The following is an 11,939-nucleotide window of genomic DNA, read 5'->3' on the forward strand; positions in this document are numbered from 1 at the left end:
TAAATTAGTACAAAATGAAATTTAAAATTCTGTTTTTATTATTTCTGGGAATGGTCAATGTACATTCTCAAACTGTCAAGAAATCTGTTCCTGCAAAAAAATCAACTACCACAACCAAAGCAGTTGTAAAAGCTCCGGTTAAAGCTCCGGTTGTTATCGAGGGAATCTTTGCCACAATTGCTACGAATAAAGGAGCTATTGTTGTGGAACTAGAATACAAAAAAGCACCTGTAACCGTTGCTAATTTTATTGCTTTGGCAGAAGGTAAAAACACCTTTGTAACGCCAGAAAATCTTAAAGGAAAACCATTTTTTGATGGGTTGAAGTTTCACCGTGTAATCAAAGATTTCATGATTCAGGGAGGAGATCCTTCTGGAAGTGGTTCCGGTGGTCCAGGTTATGCCTTCAAGGACGAATTCACTGATTTAAAGCACAGCAAAGCCGGAATACTGTCTATGGCTAATTCTGGACCAACAACGAATGGAAGCCAATTCTTTATCACACACAAAGCAACACCTTGGCTGGATGGAAAACACACCATTTTTGGACATGTTACTGAAGGAATGAGTGTGGTTAATGCTATTGCGCAAAGCGATGTAATTACAAAGATCACCATTGTGAGAAAAGGGGCATTGGCCAAAAAATTTGATGCTCCAAAAGTATTCGCAGATTATTTCAATAATAAATCCGAAGATCAAAAGAAACAGGATTTAATCAACGCTGAAAATAAAGCGAAACAAGCAGCTATTGAAGTCGAAAACAAAGCAAAACGTGAAGTTGAAGAAGCGGAAGCCAAAAAAGTGTACATGGGAAATTACGGTTCTATAGTCGCCGCCAAAAAAGCCTATTTAGCCACTATAAAAGCAACAGCAACTACTACTCCATCTGGATTAGCATACAAAATAACTGAGAAAGGAACCGGAATAAAACCCGTTAACGGAACAACATTCTATTTCAATTATGCTGGTTACTTTGAGGACGGAACTTTATTTGATAGCAGTTATGAAGAAGTCAATAAAACTTACGGGAAATTTGATGCAAATCGTGCCGCTCAAAACGGATACCAAGCCTTCCCATTTGAAGCAGGAAAAAAAGACGGTATGATTCCCGGATTTATTGAAGGATTAGACAATATGGCTTTTGGTGATAAAGCGGTCGTTTTCATCCCCTCCAATTTAGCGTATGGAGAAAGAGGCGCTGGAGGTGTTATCCCACCAAATACCATGCTTATTTTCGAATTGGAAATGCTGGAAAAACAACCCGCTCCAAAACAATAGAGCACAAACATAAATCCTAAAAAAACCCGACAGACTTCAAAAGCTGTCGGGTTTTTTTTACCATTCGATGGAAATATCTTTAAAATAAAGATTAAAACGTACTTTATTTCTTTCCAAATTTCCAATCAAATTCGTCCTTTTGATTGATAATAGCACCAATTTCAAATTTCACAACCTCATCAAATTCCGTTTGAAAAATAATCCAATTTTCTTCATTGAAGTAGTTCTCAAATGTATCAAACTCTTCCTCAGTGAACTTAGTAATGCCCTTAGTAGCTAAATCTTTTTTGACTTCACTAATTTTTCTGTTGATCATTTTAAATCCAAACAATTCCAGCTCTGGACTCGAGGCTACGATATAACCCAATTTAAAATCTTCTTCAACATAGAAAGTCAAACGCATTTTTAGCTTGTTATAAGCAAAAATCACATTGTTATCTTCGTCTTTGTAATTGCGATCTGGCTTGCCGTATAGTGCCGTCACATCATTTTGTTTCATTCCGAAAATGAGTTTCTCAATTCCGTTTTTTGGGATTATTTTCATTTGTAGCTGATTATTATTTATTCGTTAATGGTCCTAAGCACGCGCCGCTTTATGCTTTCGCCAAATTTGGAATCGCACCAAGTAGCTATTGTTTTCTCAGCTTGCAAAGTTCGGAAACATTTTCACAAAGTCGACTACTTTTTGCAACTAAAAGTTAGCACAAAACGAGATCATCTTCCACCAAATCAATATTAAACGAGGAACAATCTGCAATAAAACAGCAACAGCCGATGAAATAGCTAGCAGCCAAGGATTGGTTGGGTTCATCCCGACGAACGAACAATGAATTCGGAGTGGAATACTCCATCCTAAGGATTGAAATCCTTTGCACGTCGTCAACACTTCTGATCTTCGAGGCAAAGTATCCAAAGCCCAGATAGCCATCTGAGTTTAGCTGTAATTGTGTCTTTTCTTGCGTTTAATTTAACTTAATCGAAAACCGATATAACTTCGTTACTGCAAGTGACAAGAAAACAAAAGTCTCTAGAATACTACCTATTGAATGCAAAAATAAATGATGAAAATTAAATTTAAATCACTAACTTTCATATACTTATATTTATTTTGGAATAGTAAAATTTAGATTGATTTTCTTTGAATTAAATACTGTTATACCATGAAAATTTCTTTAGAAAAAAAAATAATAATTGGTTTCATCCTTAATTTATTTGTTGTTTTTGCAATAGCTTGGGTTTTTATCTTGAGAATTGACAAAAAACGAGATCAATCATTAGACAATTCAATGAATTGGATTGAAATCTCACTAATTATTCTTTCTATCATTTTGTTAACCGTCGTCTATTTTATTATACGCGCTCAACTTCGAGCTAAAGATATTTCCCAAAAATTACTTTCAGAAAATAAGCAATTACTTCAATCCATAATTGATAATACTTCGAGTCCTATATTCATAAAAAAAATAAATGGAGAATATTTGTTAATCAACAAAGAGTTTGAGTCCTTATTTAAAATTTCAAATGAAGAAATAGCAGGCAAAACAGATGAAGATTTTCTGGCACCGCTTACTGCGAACGCCTATCGAAATTCGGATTTTGAAGTCGTCAAAGCTTTGAAAGAATTAAAAACAGAGGAATCAATTCAGCAAGCAGATGGCGAGCACACTTATATCGCAGTCAAATTTCCTATTTATGATGCCACCAAAAGAATATATGCCATAGGAGGCATTTTTACCGATATTTCCGAAAGAAAAAAGCTAGAAGAATCATCTAAAGCTGCGGACAAATTCTTCATGATGTCCGTAGAAATGATGATTATTTCAACGCTGCAAAAATTCATAAAAGTTAATCCGTCGGTTAGTAGAATTTTAGGATATTCGGAAGAAGAGCTTTTAAGCAAAAACTTTTTGGAATTTACCCATCCTGATGATCTTGAAATTACGCACAAAGAAGTTGCTAAACTTAAAACAGGAGCTTCTTCTATCAAGTTTGAAAACAGATACATTTGCAAAGACGGCAGCATAAAGTGGTTGGCTTGGTCCGTTTTTCCGGATGTTAAAAACGAATTGTTATACGCTGTTGCTAGTGACATTACAAATAAAAAAGAAATTGAAAATGCGTTAAGTGTTTCTAATATGTTTTTTTACATGTCATTTGATATGTTTGTAGTGATCAAAGACCTCAAATTTATAAAAGTTAATCCAGCCTTTACACGGATTCTTGGCTATGACCAAAATGAAATTATTAACCGATCCATTTTAGAATTTTTACATCCTGATGATTCAAAAATGGTTACAAATGCAATTAAAAATTTACAAATTAGCGATTCTGTTATTAGTTATAGAGTTCGAGAACGCATTAAAGATGGCACTTATAAATTACTAGATTGGACCATGACAATTGATATCCAAACAGGAGTCCTATATGCGGTTGCGAGAGATATTACAAAATTAATTAAAAATGAAGAATCTCTAAAAATATCGAATATGTTTTTCAATATGGCATTCGATATACTAACGGTTGCCAAAGACGGGCATTTCATCAAAATCAATGAGGCCTTCACTAAAACCCTTGGATACAGTCAAGAGGAAATGGATAAAATAAAATTCATAGATTTAATTCATCCTGACGACAGACAAATGGCCACCGAAGTACTTGAAAAACATTACAAAGGAGAATCTATTGTGAATTTCAGGACCCGTTTTTTATGTAAAGATGGGACCTATAAATGGCTAGATTGGAACAGCAACATGGATGTTGAGAATGGAGTGTTTTATTCGGTTGGACGAAACGTTACAAAACTTGTCCAATTAGAAAACGAGCAACAAGTCGCCATTAATGATCTTTATGAAAATGAAGAAAAACTGAGACTAATTGTCGAAAATATTAGTGAGGGAATTATTGTAGCAAATGCCGATAAAAAAATCATCATGGCCAACAACATGGCCAATGAAATTTTTGGAATTGAAGAGGACGACAAAATATCACCTAATTTGAGTAATCACTTTGAATTGTATTTTCCAGATGAGAAAACGATTTTTCCTTCTCAAAATTTACCCATGGAACGGGCACTAAATGGAGAGGTGACAACGGATATCGAAATCATACTTTGGAATCCCATTGCACAGGAAAAGAAACGAGTGCTGATCAGTGGTAGACCATTGGTAGATCAAAATAACACTGTAGTTGCTGCTGTTGTCACTATAAAAGACATTAGCAAATACAAACAGATGGAGCAAGAGTTAAAAGAAACAGAATCAAAATACCGACAATTAATTGGATACCGCAAAGGCGGAAGTGACACTATGATTTAAGTCTCACAATGACTCTGCCTATTACTAACTGTCGCATGATAAGGTACTTTTCAGTTTTGCTTTAACATCTAAAAACCATTCTTCTTTTAAGATACTCAAAACAATAGTGTCCCGTCGCAATTCGCTTCCTAAGGTTGGCATGTGATTTCTCAAAACTCCTTCTACCTTACAACCTATACTTTTCATGGCTGCAATACTTCGTTGATTGTTATTATCCGCGCGGAATTCTACTCGTTCTACACCTAAGTTCTCGAATGCAAACTGTAACAACAAGAATTTACAATGTTTGTTTAAACCCGTTCCTCGGAATGCTTTTCCGTACCAAGTATAGCCTAACTGAAGGGTTTTGAATGACAGATCAATATCATAAAAACGAGTGCTCCCAACATACTTTCCTGATTTTTTGTCGAAAACTATAAAAGGAAGTTCTAAGCCATTTTCTCTCGCTTTTAAGGCAATTTGAATATAATTTTCCAGATTTTCTTTTCCATTAGCACGAATTAACGAGTACTGCCAAGTTTCTGGCTCATTCATGGAAATTTCTAATAAATTATCCACATCTGATTTTTGTAATGGCCGTAACAAAACGACTTCATCCTCAAGAATTACCTCTTCTGAAAAATTAAAATTCATATACTATCCAATTAATTATAAAGCAACCAACTGCATCAAATATAAACTATAAAGTTCGCTTTCTAAGAATTATTTAGCGGACCTATTTCAATTTTAGAAACTACTCCTTTAACAAAAATCGAAAATATACTTCAAATTTAAAATGATAAATCAAATGCTTCTCCTTAATGAGTTTATTACTATTATTTCTTACTTTAGTTCTTTGAAATAATAAATTCGTTTGTTCGAAAAAATAACGCCAAACCTAAATTCTAAACATGAAATCAATCCAATCACTCCTGCTCTATTTCTTGCTTTGTTGTACCTGCTCTTCTTATTCTCAAAACCAAAAACCGAAAGAATTTAAAGTAGAATTTGAAAAATTTACCTTAGATAACGGATTACAAGTCATCTTACACCTCGATAGATCAGATCCAGTTGTGGCTGTTGCTTTGACAAGCCACGTAGGTTCTGCGAGAGAAAAAGCGGGCCGAACCGGATTTGCTCATTTATTTGAACACTTACTTTTCTTGGAATCAGAGAATTTAGGCAAAGGAGGTCTTGATAAAATGAGTGCGCGTATTGGTGGTGCTGGAGCAAATGGTTCAACTAGTAGAGACCGTACTAATTATTTTCAAACCGTTCCTAAAGATGCATTAGAAAAAATGATTTGGGCTGAAGCAGATAAATTAGGCTATTTTATCAACACGGTTACAGAACCGGTTCTATCAAAAGAAAAACAGGTCGTTAAAAATGAAAAAAGACAGAGTTATGATAATAGACCTTACGGACATACCTTTTCCGTAATATCTAAAAATTTATACCCGTCAACGCATCCCTATAACTGGGATGTTATTGGTTCATTAGAAGACCTACAAAATGCTACTCTTGAAGATGTAAAAAGTTTTTACAATCGCTGGTATGTTCCTAATAATGTTACGTTGACTATTGCCGGAGATTTTAATGTGGAACAAACTAAAGCGTGGGTTGAAAAATATTTTGGAGAAATAAAACGTGGCGAAGCAATTCCAAAAATGGAAAAACAGCCTGTGACACTGACCGAAACTAAGAAACTCTATTATGAGGATAATTTTGCAAAGCTACCGCAACTCACATTGACTTGGCCGTCTGTTTACGAGTACCATCCTGATAGTTATGCCTTAGAAGTGCTGGCCAGTTATCTTTCAAAAGGTAAAAAAGCGCCTTTGTACAAAATTCTTGTTGAAGACAAAAAATTAACCGATGCCGCTGATGTATTTCAATATAATTCAGAAATAGCTGGTCAATACATGTTAAGTGTAACCGCATTTGAAAAAGTAAACCTGAATGAAGTTATGGAAGGTGTTAACGTAGCTTTTAAAAACTTTGAAGCGGAAGGAATTTCACAACAAGATTTAGACCGCATTAAAGCGGGACAAGAAACCGCTTTCTATACTAATTTGTCCAGTGTATTGGGAAAAGGATTTCAACTGGCACAATATGAAATTTTCGCGGGAACACCAGAGTATATTAACCAAGATGTAAAAAAAATTCTGGCAGTGTCTACTGAAGATGTGATGCGGGTATATCAAAAGTACATCAAAGGAAAACAGTATGTAGCCACTAGTTTTGTTCCAAAAGGAGAATCAACTTTAATCTTAAATGGTTCTACATTAGCCGCGGTAGTAGAGGAAAAAATAGTTGAAGGAAAGGAAGATTCCTTCGATGCTAGCATTGCGGCAACGTATGAAAAAACACCTTCTAAATTTGATAGAACTAAGGAACCCTCTTATGGTGAAAGCCCTGATGTAAAGTTACCTTTAGTTTGGAAAAGTAAGTTATCATCTGGACTAAACGTTTTGGGAATTGAAAACCAAGAAGTACCTCTCGTACAATTTCAGTTGCAAATAAAGGGAGGAATGCTCCTAGAAGAAAGTGATAAAATAGGAGTTTCGAATATGCTGGCTCAACTGATGACTAAAGGGACCAAAAACAAAACACCAGAACAATTGGAAAATGCTATCGAAAGTCTTGGAGCCACAATTAACGCCTACGCAACAGACGAAGCAATTTTTATCTCGGTGACTACATTGGCAAAGAATTACAACGCTACTATGGCGTTAGTTCAAGAAATAATAGTACAACCGCGCTGGGATGCAAAAGAATTTGAATTAATCAAGCAAAGTACTTTAAGCCAGATTTTACAACAGAAAGCAGATCCTAATAGCATCGCCAGAAATGAATTCAAAAAATTAATTTATGGAAATGAATCTATTTTAGCGTATAATCGTATTGGAACTGAAAGCACGGTCAAGAAAATTACGCTAGAGGATTTGAAAAATTATTACGCTAAAAACACTGCTCCTTCTGTCGCTAATTTTCAGATTGTAGGTGCTATTTCAAAAGTGAATGTTATTAATTCTTTAACTTCTTTAAATAGAGAGTGGAAATCTAAAAATATTACTTTTCCAAAAATTACAATTGGGAATACAATCGCCTCCTCAAAAATTTATTTTTATGATGTTCCAGGGGCAAAACAATCCGTAATCCGAATTGGTTATCCTGCACTTGCAGCCACTGATGCAAATTTTTATCCAGCCCAAATAATGAATTATCGCTTAGGTGGTGGTAGTTTTGCGTCCCAGCTTACACAGCAATTACGAGAGGGAAAAGGATATACTTATGGCATAAGCTCCTCCTTTACTGGCTCTACTAATAAAGGGCCATTCCTTATTTCTAGTGGTGTTAGATCAAATGTTACCTTTGAATCTGTGAATTTGATCAAGGAAATCTTGCAGCAGTACGGAAAAAATTTCAGCGAGAATGACCTTGAAGTAACCAAAGGATATTTAATAAAGAGCAATGCAAGAGCATTTGAAACCTTATCGTCTAAACTAGAAATGCTTTATGATATTAGCAACTATAATTACGCTGATGACTATGCAAAACAACAGGAAAACATAGTGAAAAATAGCACAGTGGATAGTATAAAAAAGCTTTCAGAAAACTATTTGAATCCTGATAAAATGATCTATTTAGTAGTAGGAGATGCGGAGACACAGTTAAAAAAGTTATCTCAAATTGGTTTTGGAGAGCCTATTCTTTTGAATAAAACGGAAACAAAATAATGCTCCGTTTGCTGATATTATAGTTGGTTCGAATTACAGATCGTAATTAGCCCAGATCGAAGTGAAAAGCCCAGACTACAAAAAAACAATTTTTTCTTGTCCTGAAAGAGCGACCAACGGGAGCTCCTTTCAGGACATAGAAAAATGTTTATTTAAGGGAGGACTTGAAGCGTAGTGCTGGATTAGCTTCTAAAAAAACTACTCGGCCATTTCATCATAGCGCTGTGGGACTTGAGGATCATACAGGGCGCACTTGAATTCCTCCATTATGTTTACCAAGGCATCCATGGTCTTGCCTTCGGTACCATAACAATCAATTTTTATACTTTGCGGCGTGGTTCTAATGTGAAATGCACCTACCCCAGTGTTATTTTTCCAACTTTTATCGTCGACTTTTTCCCATTTTGAGAAAACCGATGCAATTCTATTCAAGATGACTTGAACAGGAAGTTCTTCTAATCCCTCAATGTGAGCCTGTTCTTCGATAATAGCTTCATACACTTCATGATGGTTTAAATAAATTCCCTCAAGATATTTCCAAAAAAGTAATTCGTACATTTTAAAATAGTGAATATTGAATAGGAAAAGATTAAAAAATCAGCACTAATTCAATGGGTTAATTAATATTCGAAAGTTCCATATTCGCTGGTAATCGTCAGTTTTTTAACGTCAGATTCCGTTACTCTACCTACAATTTGCGCATCAACATTAAATGATTTTGAAATTGCAATAATAGTATCAGCAATATCTTCTGGAACATAAATTTCCATTCTGTGTCCACAATTAAAAACTTGATACATTTCTTTCCAGTCCGTTTTGGATTGTTCTTGTATCAATTGAAACAATGGTGGCACTGGAAATAAATTATCTTTTATAATGTGTAAGTTTTCTATAAAATGCAAAATTTTGGTTTGCGCTCCCCCACTACAATGCACCATTCCGTGAATTTCAGTAGAAGTATAAATATCTAAAATTTTCTTGATAATTGGCGCGTAGGTTCTGGTTGGCGAAAGCACTAATTGTCCTGCATCTATTGGTGAATTTTCAACGGCATCAGTCAATTTTACTTGTCCAGAATAGATTAATTCCTCAGGCACTGCTGGATCAAAACTTTCTGGATATTTAGTTGCCAGGTACTTCCCAAAGACATCATGACGTGCCGATGTCAAGCCGTTGCTTCCCATTCCGCCATTATAGCTTTTCTCATACGTAGCTTGACCAAAAGAAGCCAATCCTACTATTACGTCTCCTGCTTTAATGTTAGCATTGTCAATTACTTTGCTTCGTTTCATGCGAGCTGTAACTGTTGAATCAACAATTATAGTTCGAACAATATCACCTACATCTGCGGTTTCACCCCCTGTGGAATGTATGGATACCCCAAAAGAGTCTAATTCCTTGATTAATTCTTCGGTTCCGTTTATAATTGCTGAAATTACTTCGGCAGTAATTAGATTTTTGTTTCGTCCAATAGTGGATGAAAGCAAAATATTATCTGTAGCACCTACACATAGTAGGTCATCAATATTCATGATTAAGGCATCTTGAGCAATGCCTTTCCAAACTGAAATATCGCCAGTCTCTTTCCAATATAAGTATGCCAAAGAGGATTTTGTTCCCGCTCCATCCGCATGCATTACAAGACAATAATCATCATCTTGAGTTAGATAATCTGGAACGATTTTACAAAAAGCTTGCGGAAATAACCCTTTATCAATGTTTTTTATTGCGTTGTGTACGTCCTCTTTGGATGCCGAAACACCGCGAAGAGCATATCTTTTTGAAGTATCTGAACTCATGTAGTATAGTTGTGAAGTCTGCTTTTAAGCAGCTGGTTGTGCCGCAAAGATAATTATTTTTTTTCGGTTTTGTCTATTGTCCTTGTTGAAGAGTTTAGTTCAAATTTAGCGGTAACTGTTGCATAAAAAAATACCCAATTCGCTAGAAATGGGTGTTTTTTTTTGATTCATTGCTATCATTCCCAATCTGGCATACTAGCATTGGTAAATAAAATTACTCTTGAAACTCCTGTATTATTGATAGATGGAGTATATTTCACAATGTTTTTAGCAGATATACCATCATTGGAAGTATTCGTGACAATTAACTCTGCTTCATTAGGTGAATACCTTACATCTAAATCTAACGTTCCTGCTGGTTTTTCTAAACCTGCCTCACTAATTAAATTAGTACTAAAAACATACTGAAACACTCTTGTATCTAATTGCCTGTAATTAGCATCCTCATAACCAGAAACATCTCTTGTGAAAATTAATTTCTGACTGTTTACGGTAAAATTCAAACCTCCAATGGCACCAGAAGTTCCAGAGATAATTTGATTAGTGACGGTTCCTGCTGCATTGATCAAATATATTTCAGCATTATAACCGTTAGCATCATTTACTTTTAATGCAATTTTTGCTCCATCATTGCTCCAATCACATTCTGATATAAATTTACCATTTGGAGTTTGATAAATTTTAGTCAAACCACTACCATCGTTATTAATTCGATATAATTTGTCAAAATAAGGATAGATAATCTGACTTCCAGAGGCATTCCAAGAAAAATTTATAAAATCTGAATTGAATCCAGAAATAGGAACTGAGTTCGTTACTTTAAAAATTCCAGAGCCATCCGGATTCATTGTGTAAATATGATTTTGTGCACCACTTGCTCTTATAAATGCAATTTTTTTAACTTGATTATTTTTTCTTGGCCGCCAACTATTTACACTCGAACTACTTAATTGCAATTGACCTCCCTTCTCATCTCCTGAATAAATAACATAATTATTAGTTTCATTCTTAACAAACAAAAATCTTGCGTTTGGAAAAGCAATAGTCGTAAAAGTTCGAACAGCACTTAAAACCGGCGGATTTATTCCGTCCGAAACTGAAACCTGCCAATAATACTTGGTGCTGTAAGACAACCCTTTTAATGTGTAATTGGTTTTAGAAATATCTGAATAAGTCACAATATCATTACTATTGTCCTTTCTCACAGTAATTGTATATTTTAAACTGTCTTTTTCAGTATCTGTAGCTGTCCACGTCAAATTTAATTCTAAAGCTTGATCAATAGCATTATCGGGAGGAGAAACTAAAACTGGAGTAGTTGGAGGTTTGTTATTCGTCGTTGATAATTTTAATTCAAAAACTAAATTGGTCGCTTTACCAGTATTTACAGTAGCAGCCTCAAATTTAGTAATATATCCATCTTTTTGAGCTTCAAAAGAATAATCTCCTACTTTTACATTATTTACAACAAACTTTCCCTCTTCATCTGTAAAGACTATACTTGAATTTGGGTTAGAAAAAACTTTGACATTTGCTAAAGGCTTAAAATCTATTGCACTCACGACTTTACCCTCAACAGTACCAAATTCTTCTCCAGCAAAATTTTCTTCGCTACAGGAGAAAACTGTAACTAGCAACAAGACCAAACTAATTTTAAGATAAATATTTTTCATCAGGATAGAATTAATATTATTAATGAGCTATGATTATTTCATCAGGGCATTAGTCATGCCTTTATGCTGCTCCCCAAAAAACGTACAACTTTTTGTGTGAATTTAAGATAGGATTAAAAACCTTAAATTAGCAGAATTATGTCAAGAACAAGAAGAG

Annotated in this window: 9 protein-coding genes; 3 read left to right on the forward strand and 6 right to left on the reverse strand. The window is 34.8% G+C overall.

The annotated features are described in order from the left end of the window. Positions 1 to 14 precede the first annotated feature (14 nt). Complete coding sequence (locus tag BUC11_RS12535; protein ID WP_073354545.1) at positions 15 to 1,277, forward strand: peptidylprolyl isomerase; 1,263 nt, start codon at positions 15 to 17, stop codon at positions 1,275 to 1,277. Between the two features lie 103 nt (positions 1,278 to 1,380). On the opposite strand, the gene BUC11_RS12540 is transcribed toward BUC11_RS12535, so the two are convergent. Both BUC11_RS12540 and BUC11_RS16790 read right to left on the reverse strand, forming a co-directional pair. Continuing rightward, a complete protein-coding gene (locus tag BUC11_RS12540; protein WP_073354547.1) occupies positions 1,381 to 1,821 on the reverse strand; it encodes a hypothetical protein in 441 nt (146 codons plus the stop codon). Between the two features lie 147 nt (positions 1,822 to 1,968). Beyond that, on the reverse strand, positions 1,969 to 2,205 hold the full coding sequence (locus BUC11_RS16790) for a hypothetical protein (protein ID WP_139259488.1): 237 nt from the start codon (positions 2,203 to 2,205) through the stop codon (positions 1,969 to 1,971). A gap of 232 nt (positions 2,206 to 2,437) precedes the next feature. Between BUC11_RS16790 and BUC11_RS12545 the strand changes: the two genes are divergently transcribed. Next, complete coding sequence (locus BUC11_RS12545) at positions 2,438 to 4,591, forward strand: PAS domain-containing protein (protein ID WP_073354548.1); 2,154 nt, start codon at positions 2,438 to 2,440, stop codon at positions 4,589 to 4,591. A gap of 24 nt (positions 4,592 to 4,615) precedes the next feature. On the opposite strand, the gene BUC11_RS12550 is transcribed toward BUC11_RS12545, so the two are convergent. Further along, positions 4,616 to 5,224, reverse strand: coding sequence for a GNAT family N-acetyltransferase (locus BUC11_RS12550; RefSeq protein ID WP_073354550.1), 609 nt, complete (start codon positions 5,222 to 5,224; stop codon positions 4,616 to 4,618). Between the two features lie 257 nt (positions 5,225 to 5,481). Here BUC11_RS12550 and BUC11_RS12555 point away from each other — a divergent pair, with 257 nt between their 5' ends. Continuing rightward, a complete protein-coding gene (locus BUC11_RS12555; protein ID WP_073354552.1) occupies positions 5,482 to 8,310 on the forward strand; it encodes a M16 family metallopeptidase in 2,829 nt (942 codons plus the stop codon). A 198-nt stretch (positions 8,311 to 8,508) separates the two neighbouring features. On the opposite strand, the gene BUC11_RS12560 is transcribed toward BUC11_RS12555, so the two are convergent. The 3 genes from BUC11_RS12560 to BUC11_RS12570 all read right to left on the reverse strand — a co-directional run bounded on the left by BUC11_RS12560 (position 8,509) and on the right by BUC11_RS12570 (position 11,782). Next, complete coding sequence (locus BUC11_RS12560; RefSeq protein WP_073354556.1) at positions 8,509 to 8,868, reverse strand: hypothetical protein; 360 nt, start codon at positions 8,866 to 8,868, stop codon at positions 8,509 to 8,511. A gap of 62 nt (positions 8,869 to 8,930) precedes the next feature. Continuing rightward, positions 8,931 to 10,109 carry an AIR synthase related protein gene (locus tag BUC11_RS12565; RefSeq protein ID WP_073354559.1) on the reverse strand — a complete coding sequence of 393 codons (1,179 nt, stop codon included), beginning with the start codon at positions 10,107 to 10,109 and terminating at the stop codon, positions 8,931 to 8,933. A gap of 176 nt (positions 10,110 to 10,285) precedes the next feature. After that, positions 10,286 to 11,782 (reverse strand): carboxypeptidase regulatory-like domain-containing protein, encoded by a 1,497-nt coding sequence (locus tag BUC11_RS12570; protein WP_073354561.1) that lies wholly within the window; start codon positions 11,780 to 11,782, stop codon positions 10,286 to 10,288. Positions 11,783 to 11,939: the final 157 nt, after the last annotated feature.

Origin of the sequence: Flavobacterium xanthum (assembly GCF_900142695.1) — a bacterium.
Lineage (GTDB): Bacteria > Bacteroidota > Bacteroidia > Flavobacteriales > Flavobacteriaceae > Flavobacterium > Flavobacterium xanthum.